This window comes from Bacillus sp. NPDC093026 (assembly GCF_044754665.1).
GTDB classification, from domain to species: Bacteria; Bacillota; Bacilli; order Bacillales; family Bacillaceae; genus Bacillus; species Bacillus maqinnsis.
This window is the reverse complement of sequence record NZ_JBIVPN010000001.1, coordinates 84,608-106,241: the sequence shown is the minus strand read 5'-3', so window position 1 is coordinate 106,241 and position 21,634 is coordinate 84,608. Positions and strand designations below refer to the sequence as shown.

Genomic DNA, 21,634 nt, shown 5'->3' with positions numbered 1-21,634 from the left:
CTTAGTATGTATATGCCAATAGGAACTATTCCATTATGATTGGACAAGCGCTACAATCTGCTTTTTCTTCCATACAAGCTTGTAGTAGCCGTATTGAAGTAGTAAGTTCACAAAAAAGGCTGCAGGATAACCTATCCAGATCCCTTTGATGCCAAGTGAAGTGTAGTGTGACAGCACATAAGCGACTGGAACTTCAACAAGCCATATAGAACAAATACTAAAGATCGTCGGCCATAATACTGTTCCACTTGCCCTCATGGTTGCAGCAACGATTTGAGCCGTACCAAAAATGAGATAACTCCATAATGTAATGACGACTAAACTATATGCAATGTCAATCGTTTGAGGATCTGTTAAAAAGATTGATAAAATCTGAGGAGCAAAAATATAGACGAAGATAATGATCAATCCGCCAATGGCAAAGTTTAATCCTAGCCCTATTTGAATGACATCCTTGAGACGATTGTTATTTCCTGAACCTATAAATTGAGCCGCAAAGATGGAAACCGCAATACCAAGGCTAACCGCCGGCATTTGAACGTAACTCACCACTTGATTGACAACACCATAAGCAGCTGTAGCCTGTGATCCATAATCATTAACAAAAGAAATCACAGCAATTTCCGATAAAGAAATCAAGATCATATTAATACTAGAAGGGATACTTAATTTTAATAAAGTTTTTAATAAATCCCCTTTCATGACTAGGTGCTTTCTGACAGATGCATCTATACGCAGTGGGTGCTTCGTCTTAAATAGATAGATATGGAGAATAATGAACGTCACGATTGTTGAAATAACAGAGGCATACGCAGCGCCGTACAATCCGAAAGCGGGTAGTCCTAGCCAGCCGAATAAAAGGATCGGAAGTAGCAAAATATTCGTTCCGGTACTAATTATTAAGAAATAAAAAGGCGTTTTCGAATCGCCAGTTCCTCGTAAAAATGTCGTATACACAAAATAAAGAAATAAAATCGGCATAGAGACAAATAGAATTCTGGCATATGCTGCACTTTCCTCAATAATATTTGCAGGTGTTCCCATGATTTTTAAAATATCCGTCGCAAAAAATCCTCCAATGATGGCCAAACTTAATCCGATTAAAAAGGTAAACGATAGGGTTGTTCCAATGATTTCCTTTAAACTCTTTTCGTTTTTTGCTCCATAAGCTTGTCCAATGAGGATGGAACTTCCTGATCCAATCCCAATTGAAAAAGAAACGAGTAAAAAGAAAAGCGGAAAGAATGCAGAAATAGCAGCTACTGCATCCTCTCCAATCCACCTACCCACAAATACAATGGAAACAAGCTGTCCAATCGATTGTAAAATATTGCTTAACAAAAGCGGTACAAGAAAAATGGACATTTTTTTTAATAATTGATTGTTATTTAACGTCATGTTGTATCTCCTTCTCTTTCTAAAGATTCTCGGCTAAAAAGCTGACAATTTGGTCTTCTATTTCTTTTCCTTTTTCATCATCAACAAGATGGTTCAATAAAATAGAGAAAGCAAGTGTCTTTCCTCCCTGTGTTTCGATATAACCAGAAAGTGTACTAACGGTAGTTAATGAACCTGTTTTCGCCCGTACCTTTCCAAGTGTAGCCGGTCCTTTCAATCTGTTTCTTAATGTTCCCCCAATCATTCGGTCACTTGCCCCTGCTAACGGGAGAGCATCTAAATAAGTATTGAACCATTTTTCCTTTTGAATCTTCGTTAGGAAAAGAGTGAGCTGATTTGCAGACACAAGATTCATCGGTGATATCCCGGAACCATCTCTTAACACCGCACCTGCGGTGTTGATACCAAATGCTGGCAGCCGTTCATTTAAAACGTCTAGTCCTTCTTCAAAGCTTCCTTTGTTCTTGACCTTCTTTCCGAGTTCCTTTAGCAAAATATCTGCATGGGTATTGTTGCTTAATTTCATCATAGGAACAAGCAACTCTGATAAAGGCATGGATGAATGGACAGCTATTTTCTTTGCTTTTTTGGGGACTTGTTTTGTTTTCACTTGTCCTTTGACCTGGATACCCTCTGACTTGAGCGCACGTTTCATTAAGTCTAATGCATAGTTTGTTGGCTCCCATAATGCGACCCATTGTCTTACTGAACTGGCTTTGAGCGGGATCGTACCAGTTAAAGTGATTTCGTTTGTACCGTGAGAGCGCTTAAAAGAGATTTTCTTTTGCCTTCCTTCAGGTACAGTTTTGACTTTGTTGACCACATGAACGATGTCGGTTTTGGGGGTCATATGATATGTTGCCTTATGACCTGCTTTTTTTCCTGGCTTTACTTCGACAATGATTGTTCCTGCATCATAGTCTCGATTAGGCGAAGCTGTGAGAGCAGATATTTGCGCGCCGTAATATTGATCTTCGTCACTCCACGGGAGGTCAATAGAATGACGGGTATCGTCAAACCATGTATCATCTGCCACAAGATGCCCGCTAATGGTATGTATCCCTGCCTTTTTGACCTGTTTTGCTAATGCAGCAAAGTCCTGCTCTAATAAAGTCGGGTCTCCTGTTCCTCGGAGATAAAGATTGCCATTTAATGCTTTCTTCCGGATAGATCCGTCCACCCATATGTCTGTAGGAAATGTGTGTTTTTCACCAAGTATATCAAGGGCTATGGCTGATGTGAAGAGTTTCATATTGGAAGCGGGAGTCAGTCTGATGTCAGCTTGGTGTTCGTAAAGAAGAGAGGTGTCAGAAGTATTGCGGACGCTAATGCCTGAGATTGCGCCATCTAGATCAGGTGATGTTCGAATCAACTTGTCTAATGCTGTCATCCATTCCGTTTGATCAGTACGAGCTGTTAGTTGTTCATCTTTCATGGAAAAAGGCAGGAATAAAATGAAAACCATGCAAACTTGCAAGAAAATGAACTGAGAAAAACGCTTCACGCAACCCCTCCTTTTTTTGAAACAGTGTCATTTTGAGAAGATTATGTTCATTATACACAAAAGAACGTTTGTTCTCAAAGGTTTTTTTAAAAGAAAGGTCAGCTTTCTTTGAGGAAAACTGACAAGTTCTTTATTTTATCTGGATTCCACCCATCGTCTCCCCGAAGAACAGCTTGAACCGTTATTTGATTGGCTTCGCTCTTTGATAGAATGGTTGACCATTTGACGCGTTTTGTCACGTTGCTCCCAGTTCCGGTTGACCCATATTCTCTGTATCGAGCGGTTCTTTCATGATCAGGGTGATTCCAATTATGCCACCCCTCTAGTTTGATATGATCATCCATTTTTGTATGCAGGAAAAGTCACGGCTGAATGAGGTCTACAAGGCTGACCTAAATAAACGGATTGGGTACTTGCTGTTCCCTTTTTTAAAGTTGAATCAATAAAAACGTAACCGAACTTTTGTGTTTCTGTAGTGAATGCTGCAGTAATATACCCATCTCCAAGACTTTTTATTTCAGCATTTTTAAACACAGCAGTGGCTGAGCCAAAAAAAGTTCATTCATTGGATAAAAAAACACCCACCGCTTTATTTTGTGGATGTTTTTTCAGACTTATCATATTTCATCGCATAAATGCCTTCATTTTCAATCCATTCACAGAATAGGACATCTTTATGGGAAGAGATATGCTGCCGCTTTAACTGTTGTTTGAGCCACGTCTCATCAAAACCTGCTTCTTGTAAGTCTTTTTTTAAAATTTCCCCATCAATGATGAATGTTCTAGGCAATTTGACTTCTTTTCCTTTCACATTCACGTCTTCTGCTGTAGCAGGTGTGTACTTTATTTTAGGAAGGACACTGACAGAGCCGTCAGTTTCTAAAATGGCGTATTCAATTTCATTTAGAGCAAAATGGCCTTTTGCTCTTATGAGCGTCTGTAGCTGATTCAAATCAAGCATATTCTTTTTCAAACGGTTGTAGTGAATGTGCCCCTTATCAATGACAAGCGTCGGTCTTCCTTCTAAAAAAGCACGAATCGATTTAAATCTTTGCGAAAGCCATTCAACTGTGTAGATCAGGACGCCCCAAACACCTACGGCAAAGAGAATGTGTAAAAAGTTAATCTCTTGGTCAAAAATGGCATTACCGACCATTTCCCCTAATATCAGTGCAGAAATAAAATCAAAAGGGGTAATTTGTGCAAATTGCGTTTTTCCTAATAATTTTGTAATAAAAAACAAAGCAAAAAAACCAATTACCAGCTCAATAAAAATATTAAAAAATGGCACAGAAAAACCTTCCTCTCTTACAGCATTTACTTACAGCATGTACATGAAAGGAAGGATCTAAACTACTTATGAGGGCAGTAAAATAAAGGCGTCGTCTCCCTTCATCAATGTTTCATACGATTTTTGACGCATACGTCATCTGGTGCTTGAAGAGAACCTGATGAAAGATCAATCTTCCAAACATGCATCGGACAGAATACATGATTCGCTCACCATTCCTTTAGCAAGTACTCCGCTTTTATGACGCATCATTTTTCAATGGTTTTAACTGCTTGTTAGATTGAAAAACAGCTAACTCAAGCGTATCGCCAGCGACTGTTTTCCCTAGTTGTAGCGGAAAAAAGTGATGGTGAATCAAACCATATTGGCATCATAAAAAGCCATGAAAAACTCCCCTAAGGCAAACAGATTTTGTATTTCATCTGTCTACCTTTAGGAGAGCATATCAATTTGCTCTATTTGATAAACACCCTTTGTTTGACCTACTTCGGCAGAACCGAACTCCCCATTAAATAACGGTCCACCTCATGTGCTACTTGTCTGCCTTCGTTAATGGCCCAGACAATCAGACTTTGACCGCGTCTTGCATCTCCCGCTGCAAACACGCCTTCTACATTTGTTGTAAACTCCCCATATTTTGCGTCAATTCGATTGTTTTTGCTGTTTACACCAAAGTGTTTCACTAGTGGCTGTTCAGTTCCCTCAAAACCAATCGCAATAAAGACAAGCTGAGCTGGCCATACTTTTTCTGTTCCAGGAATTTCATGAAATTCAAACTTTCCTTGTTCGTTTTTCACTTTTTCCATTTGAATGGTATGAAGCTCTTTTAATTTTCCATTTTGATCAGCTACCATCTTTGTCGTTTGAATGGAATATTGGCGCGGATCTTCTCCGAATTTTGCCTGTGCTTCTTCATAAGCATAATCTAATGAGAAGACATAAGGTTGCTCAGGCCACATGTTATCCCCTACACGTGTATCTGGAAGCTTTGGATGCTTCCCGAACTGAACAACACTTTTTGCTTTTTGGCGAAGTGCAGTCGCTACACAGTCAGCCCCTGTATCCCCTCCGCCAATGACAATCACGTCTTTTCCTTTGGCGTCAATAAAATTCTTATCTTTAAATCCAGAATCAAGCATGCTTTTCGTTGCAAGTGTCAAATAATCCATCGCAAGGTGAATCCCTTTTGCTTCTCGGCCTTCAATTAATAAATCCCTTTGTTTTTGTGCACCAGTGCAAAGGATAATAGCATCAAATTGTCTTTTTAGCTCATCTGCTGTCACATCTACACCGATTTCGGTATTGGTCACAAAGTCAATGCCTTCTTGTCGAAGAAGTTTGACTCTGCGCTCTACAACCTCTTTATCTAGCTTCATATTTGGAATCCCGTAGGTGAGAAGCCCGCCAAGACGATCGGATCGTTCAAACACTGTGACGGAGTGTCCTGCCTGATTTAATTGATCAGCACTTGCAAGTCCTGCTGGTCCTGATCCTACAATGGCAATCTTTTTGCCAGTGCGGTTTGAAGGAATTCTAGGGGTAATCCATCCATTCTCAAAGCCTTTGTCAATAATCGTACGTTCAATATTTTTAATTGATACGGCTGGATCATGAATGGCAACTGTGCAAGAGCCTTCACAAGGTGCTGGGCATACTCTCCCCGTAAATTCAGGGAAATTATTCGTTTTTTGCAGTCTTTCGAGCGCTTCTTTCCATCTTCCGCGATACACAAGATCATTCCACTCTGGGATTAAATTGTAGATCGGGCAACCGGAAACGCCACCCCTAATCTCCATCCCAATTTGACAAAACGGCGTCCCGCAATCCATACATCTAGCACCCTGCTTCTTTAATACCTCATCCGTATATGGAGCTGAATATTCTTTCCAGTCATTTTGGCGAGTGAGAGGGTCACGTTCATTTGGCTTTTCTCGTTTATATTCCATAAAACCTGTTGCTTTGCCCATTGTCCTCTCCCCTTTCTTAATGAGCAAGGGCTGCTGTTTGCCCGTTTGCCGTGTCTTTATTTTTTGGTTTTGTATTTGCCTCAAATGCGAACATGACAGCTTCTTCATGACTGAGACCAGCTTGCTTTTGTTCTTCAATGCTTTGAAGCATCCTTTTGTAATTTGTCGGAATGATTTTGATGAATTGATTCTTTTCTTTATCCCAGTTTTCTAAAAGCTGAGAAGCTTTTGAACTGTTTGTATAGTCAAGATGCTCCTTAATCATTTGTTTTACTTCTAGTTCTTCTTTATGATCTGTGAGTTTTTCAAACATGATCATTTCCAAATTACACATTCTTTTGAACTGCTTCGCATCTGACGTATACACGTAAGCAACACCGCCAGACATCCCTGCACCAAAGTTCTTCCCAACACTGCCTAAAATGACGACACGTCCGCCAGTCATGTACTCACAGCCATGATCGCCGATACCTTCAACGACAACATTCACACCTGAATTACGAACGGCAAATCGTTCACCTGCACGTCCATTGATATACGCTTTGCCGCTTGTCGCACCGTAAAATGCAACGTTGCCGACTATGACATTTTCATGTCCGTTTTGCACGAATTGATCAGATGTTTTGACAGCAATTTTTCCTCCGGAGAGTCCTTTGCCGACATAATCATTGGCATCACCAGTTAAATATAAAGACATCCCTTTTGGAACAAATGCGCCAAAGCTTTGCCCTGCTGAGCCAGTGAAACGAAGGGTGATCGTATCTTCAGGCAATCCTTCTTCGCCGTAGCGTTTAGATACCTCGCTGCCTGTAATGGTTCCAGCGACACGATTGATATTTCGAATTTTGAGTGATAGATCAACCGGTGTTTGATGATTCAGCGCTTCCTGCACATAAGGAAGAATCTCATTCATATCGAGTGATTCATCAATTTTGTGATTTTGCGGTGTTCTGAATGTTCGAGCCCCTTCTGGTTGATAAAGCAATGTATCCAAGTTGAGCTGCTTTGCTTTCCAGTGAGCTTTCGCGCGATCACTAATAGCTAAAACATCGGTACGCCCAATTAATTCATCCATTGATGTAAACCCAAGTTCTGCTAAGATTTCTCTGACTTCCTCTGCAATAAACATCATGAAGTTCACAACATGATCGGGATCACCCATGAATTTCTTGCGAAGTTCTGGATTTTGTGTAGCAACGCCTACTGGACAAGTATCTAAATGACATGCTCTCATCATCACACAGCCTAGGACGACAAGTGGTGCTGTTGCAAAACCGTATTCTTCTGCTCCTAAAATCGCAGCCATGACGACATCGCGGCCAGTCATTAATTTTCCATCGGTTTCTAGTACCACTCGCTCACGCAAGCCGTTTAAGACGAGTGTTTGATGTGCTTCTGCCAAACCGAGCTCCCAAGGAAGTCCAGTATGTTTAATACTTGTTTTTGGCGAAGCACCAGTTCCTCCGTCATAACCACTGATCACAATGACATCTGCAGTGCCTTTTGCCACACCTGCTGCAATCGTTCCGACCCCAGCTTTAGAGACTAGCTTCACACTAATGCGGGCATCACGGTTTGCATTTTTCAAATCGTGAATGAGCTGAGCCAAATCCTCAATTGAATAAATATCATGATGTGGAGGCGGTGAAATCAGACCGACACCTGGTGTAGAACCACGTACATCTGCCACCCAAGGATACACTTTATTTCCAGGGAGCTGACCGCCTTCCCCTGGCTTTGCGCCTTGTGCCATTTTAATTTGCAGTTCATCTGCATTAACCAAGTAATGACTCTTTACTCCAAAGCGACCTGAGGCAATTTGTTTAATGGAGCTTCTGCGATCGTTACCTTGTTCATCGACTGTGAAACGTGCAGGGTCTTCTCCGCCTTCCCCGCTGTTACTTTTACCACCAATGCGGTTCATTGCAATAGCAAGTGCCTCATGTGCTTCCTTACTTAAGGATCCGAAGGACATGGCCCCTGTCTTAAAGCGGCGCACAATAGATTCAGCAGATTCAACCTCTTCTAGAGGAACCGGCTTTTGTTTTGGAGTAAAAGCGAACAGGTTTCTTAAGAACCCGATTCTTTCTTCGTCTGCTGCCTTTGAATATTGTTTGAATAGGTCATAATCATTTTTACGGCATGCCCATTGAAGAGTATGAATTGTTTTTGGATTAAAGGCATGATGTTCCCCATTTTTTCTCCATTGGAATTCACTTCCTGATTCTAGCGTTTGATCAGTAGAAGCCTGATAACCCGCTTGATGGCGAAGCTTTGCTTCACTAGCGATTGTGTCGAGATCAATTCCGCCAATCTGTGAAGCTGTTCCAGTGAAATATGCTTGAATGACATCTTCACTAATGCCGACTGCTTCAAAAATTTGTGCACCTCTATAACTCTGTACAGTGGAAATACCCACTTTAGACATGACTTTTACAACTCCCTCGGTCACGCTTTTCCCAAACCTTGTGACCGCTTCATCAAAGCTGATGGAAATCACTTCTTCATCAATGAGTTGCTTATATGTTTCATAGACTAAATAAGGATGGATCGCATCTGCTCCGTAGCCAATCAGTGCGGCGAAATGATGGACCTCTCTTACTTCTCCAGACTCGACGATGAGGCTCACTTTCGTTCTTAAGCCTCGACGTACAAGATGTTGATGAAGAGCACTTAAAGCAAGAAGTGATGGAATCGGAACCTTTTGTTCTGTCATCTCGCGATCTGATAGAATCAATAAGGAAACCCCTTCACGAATGGCTTTTTCCGCCTCTTCAAACATCGTATCAAGCCCGCGCTTTAAATCATTTGTAAAAAGTGTATGAATCGTTTTACTTTTAAAAGCATTATGAACGATTGTTTTCAACCCGTTAAATTGCCCGCTTGTTAAGACAGGTGTATAAAGTTTGATTCTACGGCATGAATATTCATTCGGGTGAAGAATATTCCCCTCTGCACCTAACCATGTCATGGTTGATGTCACAAGCTGCTCACGGATCGCATCAATCGGTGGGTTGGTCACCTGTGCAAACAGCTGCTTGAAATAGTTGAATAGTGATTGCGGCTGATCTGATAAAACCGCAAGTGGTGTGTCACTTCCCATTGAACCGATTGGATCCTTGCCTTCCTCCAATAAAGGAATTAAATACTTCTGAATGTCTTCGTACGTATAATGGAAAGCGCGCTGACGAGCTAGCAGATCATTCATTATACTAGAATTTTCTGAATTTTCTTCTGTTGGATTGACATGAATCATCTCTTCATCAAGCCATTTTTGATAAGGAAGCTCATTGGCAATGGTGGACTTCACTTCTTCATCAGAAATAATTCTTCCTTCTTCTAGATCGATTAAAAGCATTTTTCCAGGCTCAAGACGATCTTTATATTTCACATCTTCCTCATTTGTTTCAATCACGCCTACTTCTGAAGAAAAAATGATATGATCGTCATTTGTGACGTAATATCTTGCCGGTCTTAATCCGTTACGGTCTAAGATGGCCCCAATTTGTTTACCATCTGTAAAAGAAATGGCCGTTGGTCCATCCCACGGCTCCATTAAAGAACTATGATATTCGTAAAATGCTCGTTTCTCTTTTGACATGTGTGTATTTTCTGTCCATGGTTCTGGAATCAGCATCATTGCTGCATGAGCAGGTGTACGGCCAGCAAGCACAAAGAATTCAAAGGCATTATCTAATATGGATGAATCACTTCCGTCTGCATTTAGCACTGGCAAAATCTTGTCTAGATCTTCTCCGAAAGCTTCAGACACGAATTGTTGTTCTCTCGCTCTCATCCAATTGATGTTTCCTCGTAAAGTGTTAATTTCTCCGTTATGAATTAAATAACGGTTTGGATGGGCTCTTTCCCATGTAGGAAATGTGTTTGTACTAAATCTGGAATGAACAAGTGAAAATGCAGAGACAAATGTTTCATCCTGAAGATCAAGATAAAAATCATCGACTTGATCTGATGTTAAAAGCCCCTTGTATACAATGGTTTGACTTGATAGGCTGACAAAGTAAAATTGCTTTTCTTCTTTGATTCCCCAATTTTCAGCCTGCTTACGAATGACATATAATTTTCTTTCAAATGACAAACGATCTGATACGTTTTCATTTGCTCCAATAAACACTTGCCTTACAACCGGACAGCTTTTCGCTGCGACAGTACCGATTTTCCCAGCATCGACAGGAACCGTCCTCCAGCCAATTAACGTTTGCCCTTCTTGTTTAATGAATCCGTTGATTTTCTGTTCGATGGCTTGCCGAGTTTTTTCATCATCATCTTTTGAAAAGAAGACCATTCCTACCCCGTAACGACCCTTTTCAGGAAGTGCAAATTCTTTGCAGTTCTTTCTAAAGAAAGCATCTGGCAGTTGTACCATTAAACCGGCACCATCACCTGTATACGGATCACTGCCTTGCCCGCCGCGGTGATCGAGCTGGCACAGCATTTGTAATCCCTTTTTGACGATGCTATGTGTCGCCTTCCCTTTTAAATGGGCGTACAGTCCGATTCCACATGCATCATGTTCAAATTCAGGACGGTAGAGACCTTGTGATTGTGGTAGTTGATTATAAGTCATCGTTTCTCTCCCCCGTTTAAAGATCCGTTTTTTCACAGTGATAAAATCTCACAAACTCTGTAACTTATTTTAAGTTTTCAAATTGATATAAACAATATATAATTTAGATCAAAACAATCTCTTTTTGAGATAGATGGGTGTGAACTGCAAAAATGGAGCTTCGTCAGTTACGTTATTTTGTAGAAGTTGCTGACCGTGAACACGTGTCAGAAGCAGCAGAAAACTTACACGTCGCGCAATCTGCTATCAGCCGCCAGATTGCCAATTTAGAAGAAGAACTCGGAGTCGCCTTGTTTGAACGAGAAGGACGTAATATTAAATTAACGAAAATCGGCAGACAATTTTTAGATCATGTCAGAACTGCATTAAAGGCAATTGATTATGCAAAGGAACAAGTTGATGAATACCTAAATCCACATAAAGGAACAGTAAACATTGGATTTCCTACAAGTCTTGCAAGCCAGGTGCTTCCTTCTGTCATTTCTGCTTTTAAGCAGGAATATCCAGAGGTCGATTTTTTACTTCGTCAAGGTTCATATAAATTTTTAATTGACGCTGTAAAAAATCGAGATATTGATCTCGCCTTTTTAGGACCTGTACCGACGAATGATCCTCAAATAGAAGGTAATATTCTGTTTTCAGAAAGCATTTACGCACTCTTGCCTATTAGTCATCCTTTTAGCGGACAAAGCAGTATTCATTTAAGTGATTTGAGAAAAGATCATTTCGTTTTATTTCCTGAAGGGTACGTGCTGAGACAAATTGCGGTCGATGCATGCAAGCAGGCTGGATATGAGCCGACTATATCGTCAGAAGGTGAGGATTTGGATGCAATTAAAGGTTTAGTATCAGCTGGGATGGGTGTTACCTTATTACCCGAAAGTGCCTTTTATGAAACAACACCGAGGTTTACGGTGAAAATTCCAATTGATTTTCCTCATGTACGAAGAACGGTTGGGATTATTGCTTCTAAAGCAAGAGAGATGTCTCCTTCTGCACATGATTTCTATTTTTTCGTGAAGGATTTCTTTTCAAAAATTGAACAATATAAATAATTCATTAAAACAAGACAATTCATTTGTAGAAATAATCTCTTTTTGTATATGATGAGTGACAGAACAACAGACTATAATGAAAGAAAGGTAATCGTATGAAATCAATCTTGTCGTTTTTAAAGCCTTATCGGCTATCCGTTGTGTCCATTGTCATCCTGACCTTTTTAAGTAGTATGCTCCAGTTATATTTACCAACACTGACTGCAGATATAGTGGATGTTGGTATCGTCCAAGGAGACATCACTTATATATGGAAAGTTGGCGGCTGGATGATCGCCTGTTCTTTACTTGCGATCTTACTCACTGTCTTGAAGTCCTATCTTTCATCAAAGACTGCGCTAGGTTTCGGTCGTGATATCAGAAGACAGCTTTTTGTCCATGTTGAACAATTTTCGTTAGAAGAATTTCAAAAGATCGGTACGTCTTCATTCATTACTAGATCGACTAATGATGTGAAGCAAGTACAAGATGTGACAATTATGATCTTACAAATGATGACGAGAGCCCCTCTTATGCTTGTCGGTGGGATTATTTTAGCTGTCTCAAGAGACGCTGTCTTATCGATTATCTTTTTAGCAGCCCTTCCTCTTCTTGGCGGGTTTATCTATTTGGTTTCAAGAAAAGCCATTCCACTATTTGGTCTGCTCCAGAAAAAAACAGACCGCTTAAATTTAATAATGAGAGAATCTCTTTCAGGCATTCGGGTCATTCGCGCATTTAACCGAGTTGATGACGAAAAGGAACGCTTTCAAGAAGCCAATACATCCTATAAGGACACTGGCCTCAAGGTCAATCGGTTAATGGCCTATTTGTTCCCATTTATGCTCATCATCATGAACTTTACGAATATTGGAATTGTGTGGATTGGCGCAAATCGCATTGATGCTGGGCAAATGGAAGTGGGAAATTTAATTGCTTTTATTCAATATGCCATGATGATTTTAATGGCACTGATTATGCTATCTATGAGTTTTATTATGGTCCCAAGGGCACAGGCATCAGCTAAACGCATGAACGAAGTGTTGAACATGGAGCCAAAGATTCAAGACGCAGATCAACCGTTTCCTCACCTTGATCAACCGATAAAGTCTATTCGCTTTGAGGATGTGACATTTTATTACTCAAACGCTGAAAAGCCAGCGGTTCAAGGAATTACGTTTGAAGCCAAAATTGGTGAAACGACAGCTATTATTGGAAGTACGGGTTCAGGGAAAACAACCCTTCTTCAACTCATGACTCGCTTTTACGAAGCCACAGAGGGACGAATTACACTAGATGGTGTAGACATCCGAGAAATCCCTCAGGAGATACTGAGAAGTCAAATGGGCTATGTTCCGCAAAAAGCCGTATTATTCAGTGGAAGCATTGCTGATAATGTTCGCTTCGGTAACCAGGATGCAAGCGAGGAAGAGATTTGGCAAGCACTACGCACTGCACAGGCTGAAGAATTTGTTTTACAAAAAGATGGCGGAATCGATGCAGAGATTGACCAAGGTGGATCAAATCTATCTGGTGGTCAAAAGCAGCGGCTTTCGATTGCAAGAGCACTCGTCAGAAAGCCTGCATTCTACCTGTTTGACGATAGCTTCTCTGCTCTCGATTACAAAACAGATGCCAAGCTTCGGAAAGCGTTAGAATCTGAAAAACAGTATTCTGCCCTGATCATTGTCGCTCAAAGAATTAGCACAGTGAAACATAGTGACAAAATCATTGTGCTAGATGAAGGGAAAATCGCTGGAATTGGGACGCATGAACAATTAATTCAAGAGAATCTCGTGTATCAAGAGATTGTCGCTTCACAAGGAAGTCAGGAGGTGCAGCAAGGATGAGTAAAAAAATGTCTTCCGGGATGGGTCATAAAGGCGGTCACCCTAGAGGGCCGGTAGCAAAGCCGAAGGAATTTAAAAAAACACTCCTGCGATTGGCCGGCTATTTAAAACCAAGAAAATTCCAGCTCATCATTGTACTGATTGCGGCAATCGGTTCGACCGTCTTTAACGTAATTAGTCCAAAATTACTCGGGGATGCCACCTCTTCCCTATTTGAAAGTTTTACACAAAAAACAGCCGTTCAATACGATGTCATTTCTCGAATTTTATTGTTGCTCCTCTTGTTGTATGTCGTCGCTGCTCTCTTTTCATTTGTCCAACAATATGTCATGGCTGGTGTATCCCAAGAAACCATTGCCGAATTACGACACGAAGCAAATGAAAAGCTCACACGTCTCCCCCTTCGTTATTTTGATAAAACAACTCATGGGGACACACTAAGCCGTGTGATGAATGATATTGATAACATTAATACATCACTTCAACAAGCGCTCACTCAGGTGATCACTTCTGTTATTACAGTGATTGGTATTGTTGTCATGATGCTTTTCATCAGTCCGTTTTTAACCCTTCTCGTTTGTTTGACGCTGCCACTAAGCCTAATTGCGATTCGAGGTATTACGTCATTTTCTCAAAAGCATTTTAAAGCGCAGCAAAAAGAGCTGGGTATGATCAACGGCCACATTAATGAAATGTTTACAGGACATCAGACGGTCCGTGCATATGGGTATGAAAAGAAAGCCATTGATACATTTGACCAATTAAACGAACGGCTGTATGAATCTTCAAGAAAAGCTCAATTCATATCCGGTCTTATGATGCCGATGATGACGTTTATTGGGAACCTTGGCTATGTCGCAGTGAGTGTTGCAGGCGGGATTCTTGTCATTAATGGCAGCATTCGTGTTGGGGATGTTCAAGCCTTTATCCAATACACGCAACAAATGTCACAGCCGCTTGTTCAAGCATCTAGTGTCGCAAACTTAGTTCAATCAGCCATTGCTTCTGCCGAAAGAGTATTTGAAATTCTCGATGAAGAAGAAGAAAGTGCCGAAGAGCAAGCGTCTATTGATCTTCAATCGCTAACAGGCGATGTGACCTTTGAACAAGTGCAATTCGGATATGATCAGGATCATCCGATTATTAAAAACTTGAGCTTGCATGTGAATGAAGGGCAAACGGTTGCTATTGTAGGACCAACAGGTGCAGGAAAAACAACGATTATTAACTTGTTAATGCGTTTTTATGAATTAGATGAGGGCTCTATTCGCATTGGCGGAGTAAAAACAACAGATCTCAGCCGTGAGCAAGTCCGCGAATTATTTGCAATGGTTCTTCAAGATACGTGGCTTTTTGAAGGCACGATTTACGATAACATTGCATATGGCAGGCAGCATGTGACGAAAGAAGATGTCATTAACGCTGCGAAACATGCCTATGCAGATGATTTCATCCGTACGCTCCCTGAAGGATATGACACACTCTTAACGGAAGATGCTGGCAACCTTTCACAAGGTCAACGTCAGCTTTTAACCATTGCCCGTGCAATCTTATCTGATCCAAAAATTCTTATTTTAGATGAGGCCACGAGCAGTGTGGATACACGAACAGAGATGCATATTCAAAAGGCAATGAACGAACTGATGAAAGGCAGAACGAGCTTCGTGATTGCACACAGACTATCGACGATCAAAGACGCCGATCTCATTTTAGTCATGAAAGACGGGACGATTATTGAAAAAGGCACTCACAGCGAGCTATTGCAACAAAACGGCTTTTATAAGGAGTTATATATGAGCCAGTTTGCAGAACATCATGTGAGTTAAATAAATGAAAAGGATAGAAACACATGAAAAGTGTGCGTTTCTATCCTTTTTTCTATTTTTTATACTCTTCTTAAGAGAAAGAGTGTGACAAGATGAACATGAGTTGTTCTTACCATCATTTCATTTTGTTTACTGACTCATCTGCCCGTCTCCAGACAAAGGCAACTGACCCTTTCATTCGACTAAACTCTTCATTTTATTCTAGTTCCGGTGACTTCAATTCTATTGTTTAGTAAGCGTTATCATTTTTATCACTTTCTTTTTTCCTATTAAATAAATTCGTTTGAATGTTTCAATTAGACTATTGACATATTTTAGAAAACATGTCCGTTGAAATGGTGTTTTTCAGGTGATAACGTGAAAGTGAAGTAATACGAAAAAGGAGCGTCCATAATGAAAGTGAAAGAAAACTATGTCAATGTCATTCCAATGAAAGAAATTCGATCCACAGATGACCTTCTGTTCCCATTCCCTATTTACAATGAGTTACGTGCGCAGACTGGTATAAGATACGATGAAACAAGAAAGTGCTGGGATCTCTTTCGCTATGCAGATATTCAATCTGTTCTCAAACAGCCGAAATTGTTCTCCTCACAGCGAGGAAGAAGCACTTCAAAAACGAGCATCTTAACCATGGATCCTCCAAAACATACAAAGATGAGAGCACTCGTGAATAAAGCATTCACACCAAAAGCGATCAAACAATTAGAGGAAAAGATCAAAGACCTCTCGCATGATCTATTAAAACAAGTGGAGCATGAACATACATTTGATGTTGTGCATGATTTAGCTGCACCCCTTCCTGTCATGATCATCGCTGAGTTGCTCGGCGCAGAGGTAAAAGATCGACAGTTTATTAAGAAACATTCAGATGCCCTTGTTGCAGGTGCGAAAGACGAATCTCAAGAAGCTATTCAAGCCGTCGTCGACATGCAAAAACGGGCGGAAGAAGAACTATCTGATTACTTTTTACATCTGATTCAAAAGCGTACAGAAGCCCCTGCAAATGATTTGATTTCTTTACTGATTCAAGCAGAGATTGACGGTGAACAGTTAACTGAAAACGAGCTGCTTGGCTTTTGTATTCTATTACTTGTCGCAGGGAATGAAACGACAACCAATTTAATCACAAATACAGTAAGACTCCTCACCGAGCAGCCTGATATCGTCGAAGCAGTGAGAGAAGATTCATCCTTGATTCCGCAATTAACCGAGGAGACCTTACGTTATTATCCACCTGTTCAAGCCATAGGCCGAATTGCAACACAGGAAGTTGAAATAGCTGGTCAGCAAATACAAAAAGGAGACTATCTCATCGGCTGGATTGCTTCTGCGAATCGGGATGAACAGAAATTTGAAGACCCAGAAACATTTCGACTTGACCGAAAATCTAATCCACACATGAGCTTTGGTTTTGGGATTCATTTCTGTCTTGGTACACCTCTTGCTAGACTTGAGAGCAACATTGCGATCGAAATTTTATTAAACACATTTAAAGAATTCAAATGTACTGCTGATAGTCTCAAACCCATTCAGAGCACCTTTGTTTTTGGTGTAAAAGAATTCCCAGTTCAAGTGTTGCGTTCTGAAGGTCGTTCGTAAAAGCCCATCTAGAGAGCTTTTTTAATATGAAGCACCTATTCCTTTCAAGTCATTCGCTTAGATAGATGATCTCTTTCTTACCTTCCTCCTGTGAACATGCTAAAATATAGTCCATATAAAGCGACTACAGTATTCGGAAAGGAAGCTAAAACGTATGACCGATTATACAGTTATGAAAGACGGGATATTCAAATCCGTTTGTTCTTTAGATTGCCCGGATCAGTGCGGTCTTTTAATACATAAAGAAAATGGAAAGATCGTCAAAGTTCAAGGTGATCCGGACCACCCGGTGACACAAGGGAACATCTGCAATAAAGTAAGAAATATTACAGCACGCATTTATGATCCAAAGCGTCTGACAACCCCTTTAAAACGAGTGGGTCGAAAAGGAGACGGTCAGTTTGCGCCCATCACGTGGGAAGAAGCCATTGAAACCATTCGGCAAAAATGGACAGGCATCATTGAAGAAAAAGGAGCAGAAAGTATACTGCCTTACAGCTTCTATGGAAACATGGGGAATCTCAATGCGGAAGGGATGGATCGCCGCTTTTTCTATCGTCTCGGTTCAAGTCAGCTAGACAGAACCATTTGTCAATCAGCGGGAACAATTGGTTATAAATATACTATGGGTGCAAGCATCGGTACAGATCCTGAGGAAACAATTCATACGAAGCTCTTTATATTTTGGGGAATCAATGCGGTTTCGACAAACATGCACCAAATCACCTTGGCACAAAAAGCGAGAAAACAGGGGGCAAAAATTGTCGTCATTGATGTTCACAAAAATCAAACGGGCCGTATGGCCGACTGGTTCATTCCGCTTCGTCCCGGCACTGACAGTGCGCTCGCCCTTGGACTGATGCACGTTCTGTTTAAAGAAGGTCGAACAGATTCGTCTTTTTTAGAAACGTATACGGTTGGTTACGAAGAATTGCGCGAGCATGTGAAAGAGTACGACCCAGAAACGGTTGAACAGATCACAGGTGTTCCGAAAGAAGATATCATCACACTTGCAAGAATGTATGCCGATACATCGCCATCTTTCATACGAATTGGCAATGGTTTGCAGCATCATGATAATGGTGGAATGAACATCCGTACGATTGCCTGCCTCCCTGCCCTAACAGGTCAATGGCTTCATCAAGGCGGCGGAGCCACGAAATCAAACTCTTCTTTCCTCAGTTATAATGAAACAGCTTTACAAAGACCAGATTTATTAAAAGAGAAAGCACCTAGAACATTTAATATGAATCAGCTAGGCAGCATTTTGCTGGATGCAACACCTTCTATTGATTCAATCTTTGTGTATTCCTGTAATCCAGCCATTGTCACACCTGAAGCCAATAAAGTAAGAGAAGGTTTGCTAAGAGAGGACTTATTTACCATTGTACATGACTTGTTCCTAACAGAAACAGCAACATATGCAGACATTGTCCTCCCTGCGACATCTTCATTTGAAAACGAAGATTTCTATACTTCTTATTGGCACCATTATATTCAAATTCAAGAGCCAGTCATTGAACGATATGGCGAAAGTAAATCAAATACAGAGGTGTTTCGTCTTCTTGCTCATGCCATGGGCTTTGAGGATGAAGCTTTCCGCCATACAGATGCAGAATTAATGGAACAAGCACTACATCATCCAGAAAACCCGCACTATGAAAACATTTCATATCAAGCATTAAAAGAGAAAAAATGGATCAAAGCAAAACGTGGTCTGTTCCAAGAGTTAAAGCTACCAACACCAAGTGGGAAAATAGAACTTTATTCTGAGCAAATGAAAAAAGATGGCTATCCAGCGCTACCAACTTATATACCATTATATAAGGAGAGTGATTATCCACTCACCTTTATCCCTGGACCAAACCATAATTTTCTCAATTCAACCTTTTCACTTAATGAAAAGCATCAAAAGCTTGAGAAATTCCCGAAGCTTCATATGAATCAAAAAGATGCGCAGGAGAGAAACATTGAAGATGGAGAGGTAGTTCGTGTCTATAATGATAGAGGAGAATGCGAACTTACAGTTTCAGTCGGTGACAATGTATTACCTGGAGTTGTGGTCAGTCAAGGATTATGGGCAGATCAAAAAGGCAAAAAACATTTAGTCAATGGATTAACACCTGACCGGCTGGCAGATATGGGCGGAGGGGCCACTTTCTTTTCTGGTAGAGTCGAGGTTGAAAAAATATCATAAGAAAAAGCCAGCAGTGTAAACGACGGTGAACTCTGTTGGCTTTCTCCATATTTTCTTTTTTATTGTCCGATATTTAAAATATTGGTTGTGACATTCGCACTTCCGTTACTTTGATAGCCTTCTACCGTCAGTGCTGTTTCATACATTTTCCCCATTGGCATGCCTAAGCTTTCCCACTTTTTAAAATGCTGACTAACTGATACAGTCCCGCTTGTACGCTTTGTTTGACGTACACTCCAATATTGCTTGAAGGTAGCAATACCGATAATTGAAGGCTGATTCACACGAGTCGTTTCATAAATGTCATACGTGCCTCCATCCACATAAAATGTTCCCTTAAACGTTCCTGTTGGACGATAGGTTCCCCAAGAATCAACAATATAATATTCAACTAATGGTGATTGTGTCCAGCCATAGACACACAAATAGGAATTCCCGCCCGGATTGAAGCTTGCATTGTATTGAATGGACATGTTGCCGAGCTGATAATGAGTTTTGGTCGAATCAAATTTCTTCCCTTTTCGAAACAAAGCATTTCCAATATTGTTCCATTGCGCGCTAAATGCGCCGCCATTATTGAGTGTCATGGATGTATTTCCATAATCCTTCCATAGCTCATAATCGTACCCACTATGGTTTCCCATTTGATTATTGGTGATTGTCATGGCATGAGCCGGTACGGCAGCCAGTGAAAGTGTCAATCCAATCAACAGCACAAAAAACAGCCTCAATTTTTTTTGATTCATTCCAAACTCCTCTCCTTTTTCATCAGTATTTGTTTTGTCATATCTGTGATGAAACGAACCTGTCACCTCCTTTCATAATGATCAGTGATCAGTGATATCACCGCTTTGACCGACCACATTGCCTTTTGATTTGACTTTAACGATAACGCTTTAAATCCATATGAATGTCTCTTGTTCTTGTATAAATGCTCTGATATAAACTAAATAGGTGTTCATACTCATCGACATGCTCTTTATTTGGATAAAAGGCGGTTGCTTGACGTATAAACTGAACGGCACATGCTTCAAGAGACTCAAACCAGCCACAACCAACGGCTGCAAGCATTGCTGCTCCTAAAGCAGGACCTTGTTCATTTTCTAACTTGGTTACTGTCGCTTGAAAAATATTTGCCTGCATTTGAAGCCATGTATCACTTTTAGCCCCACCACCAATTGACACAATAGAATCGATTCTTTTCCCTGCCTGCCTAAATAAGACAATCGATTCATTCAATGAAAAGGTGACCCCCTCTAGCACTGCTCTGATTAAATGCACTCTTTCATGCCGACTGTCTAATCCGATAAAACTTCCTCGAATAACGGAATCAGCATAAGGCGTTCTTTCGCCAACCAAATATGGCGTAAATAATAATCCATTTGCTCCTGGCGGTACATGTTCCACACCTTGAAGTAGCTGTCTAAACGGTTCATCTGGAGCCACTAAGGCTTTGATCCAATCAAGACTATATCCTGCTGAAAGTGTGACGCCCATTGTATAAAAAGCGTTTTTCTTCGCATGATGAAACAGATGTAAATGTCCTTGTAATTCTCTTTCGTGCTGCTCTTCATATGATAAAATGACACCGGATGTTCCAATACTGCATAATGTTTGACCTGAAGACAAAATGCCCGCACCGATTGCACCACAAGCATTATCTGCTCCTCCAGCAAATACTTTCACATCTTCCGCTATTCCAATCTCTCGTGCAATATGTGGCAAAAGAGTTCCAACTTCCGTCTCGGATGATACAAGTGGCGGACAAATATGAGGAGAGATATCAAACTGCTGACAGATGTCATCACTCCACTTTTTCTTTCCTATGTCTAATAGTAAAGTGCCTGCCGCATCAGAATAATCGGTATGAATGGCGCCCGTTAAACGAAATCTGACATAATCTTTTGGGAGTAAAAACACGTCAATTTTTTTATCAATTTCTGGTTCATGCTCTTTCACCCATAACATTTTCGGCAATGTAAACCCTTCTAAAGCATGGTTTCTTGTGATATCTAGTAACTGCTCCCCTAGCTCCTTTGTGATGTGCTTGCACTGGTCTGTTGTTCTCGTGTCGTTCCACAATATAGCTGGACGAAGCACTTGTTCGTTTTCATCTAATAAAACCAAACCATGCATCTGCCCAGAAAAACTGATGCCCTCTACTTCATTTGTAACAGGGTGTTGTGCCATCAGCTCTTTCAAAGCAGCGATGGTCTGCTCTACCCAATCATCAGGATGCTGCTCACAATATCCCGGCTTTTTTTGAATCAGCGCATATCGTTTAGATGTTTCACTGCACATCTCTCCATATTGATCTACTAATATCGCTTTTACTCCACTTGTTCCAAGGTCAATTCCAATCACATACTTCATTTTT

Annotated in this window: 13 protein-coding genes; 5 read left to right on the top strand and 8 right to left on the bottom strand. The window is 40.7% G+C overall.

Going from position 1 to position 21,634, the window contains the following annotated elements:
- Window positions 1-33 precede the first annotated feature (33 nt).
- From ACIQCE_RS00540 to gltB, 6 genes are all read right to left on the bottom strand, one after another.
- A complete protein-coding gene (locus tag ACIQCE_RS00540) occupies window positions 34-1,398 on the bottom strand; it encodes an MATE family efflux transporter (protein ID WP_400493166.1) in 1,365 nt (454 codons plus the stop codon).
- 19 nt (window positions 1,399-1,417) lie between these two features.
- Window positions 1,418-2,902, bottom strand: coding sequence for a D-alanyl-D-alanine carboxypeptidase/D-alanyl-D-alanine endopeptidase (gene dacB, locus ACIQCE_RS00535; protein WP_400493165.1), 1,485 nt, complete (start codon window positions 2,900-2,902; stop codon window positions 1,418-1,420).
- A 98-nt stretch (window positions 2,903-3,000) separates the two neighbouring features.
- Window positions 3,001-3,246: a pectinesterase family protein gene (locus ACIQCE_RS00530; RefSeq protein WP_400493164.1), complete on the bottom strand. Its 246-nt coding sequence runs from the start codon at window positions 3,244-3,246 to the stop codon at window positions 3,001-3,003.
- A gap of 245 nt (window positions 3,247-3,491) precedes the next feature.
- Entirely contained in the window at window positions 3,492-4,193 is a 702-nt protein-coding gene (locus ACIQCE_RS00525; protein WP_400493163.1) for a DUF421 domain-containing protein, read from the bottom strand.
- A gap of 482 nt (window positions 4,194-4,675) precedes the next feature.
- Window positions 4,676-6,160 carry a glutamate synthase small subunit gene (gene gltD, locus ACIQCE_RS00520; protein WP_400493162.1) on the bottom strand — a complete coding sequence of 495 codons (1,485 nt, stop codon included), beginning with the start codon at window positions 6,158-6,160 and terminating at the stop codon, window positions 4,676-4,678.
- 16 nt (window positions 6,161-6,176) lie between these two features.
- The gene (gltB, locus tag ACIQCE_RS00515) at window positions 6,177-10,748 is read right to left on the bottom strand and encodes a glutamate synthase large subunit (RefSeq protein ID WP_400493161.1); all 4,572 of its coding nucleotides are present in this window, start codon (window positions 10,746-10,748) and stop codon (window positions 6,177-6,179) included.
- 152 nt (window positions 10,749-10,900) lie between these two features.
- Between gltB and gltC the strand changes: the two genes are divergently transcribed.
- From gltC to ACIQCE_RS00490, 5 genes are all read left to right on the top strand, one after another.
- Window positions 10,901-11,803 (top strand): glutamate biosynthesis transcriptional regulator GltC, encoded by a 903-nt coding sequence (gene gltC, locus ACIQCE_RS00510; RefSeq protein ID WP_400493160.1) that lies wholly within the window; start codon window positions 10,901-10,903, stop codon window positions 11,801-11,803.
- 95 nt (window positions 11,804-11,898) lie between these two features.
- The gene (locus ACIQCE_RS00505; RefSeq protein ID WP_400493159.1) at window positions 11,899-13,632 is read left to right on the top strand and encodes an ABC transporter ATP-binding protein; all 1,734 of its coding nucleotides are present in this window, start codon (window positions 11,899-11,901) and stop codon (window positions 13,630-13,632) included.
- Window positions 13,629-15,458, top strand: a complete 1,830-nt coding sequence (locus ACIQCE_RS00500) for an ABC transporter ATP-binding protein (protein WP_400493158.1) — start codon at window positions 13,629-13,631, stop codon at window positions 15,456-15,458. The genes ACIQCE_RS00505 and ACIQCE_RS00500 overlap by 4 nt, the downstream gene beginning before the upstream one ends.
- A 393-nt stretch (window positions 15,459-15,851) precedes the next feature.
- On the top strand, window positions 15,852-17,060 hold the full coding sequence (locus ACIQCE_RS00495) for a cytochrome P450 (protein ID WP_400493157.1): 1,209 nt from the start codon (window positions 15,852-15,854) through the stop codon (window positions 17,058-17,060).
- Between the two features lie 154 nt (window positions 17,061-17,214).
- Window positions 17,215-19,257: a molybdopterin-containing oxidoreductase family protein gene (locus ACIQCE_RS00490; protein ID WP_400493156.1), complete on the top strand. Its 2,043-nt coding sequence runs from the start codon at window positions 17,215-17,217 to the stop codon at window positions 19,255-19,257.
- 59 nt (window positions 19,258-19,316) lie between these two features.
- Here ACIQCE_RS00490 and ACIQCE_RS00485 read toward each other — a convergent pair whose 3' ends face one another.
- Both ACIQCE_RS00485 and xylB read right to left on the bottom strand, forming a co-directional pair.
- A complete protein-coding gene (locus tag ACIQCE_RS00485) occupies window positions 19,317-20,003 on the bottom strand; it encodes a glycoside hydrolase family 11 protein (protein WP_400493155.1) in 687 nt (228 codons plus the stop codon).
- Window positions 20,004-20,139: 136 nt separating this feature from the next.
- On the bottom strand, window positions 20,140-21,630 hold the full coding sequence (xylB, locus tag ACIQCE_RS00480; protein ID WP_400493154.1) for a xylulokinase: 1,491 nt from the start codon (window positions 21,628-21,630) through the stop codon (window positions 20,140-20,142).
- Between the last annotated feature and the right edge of the window lie 4 nt (window positions 21,631-21,634).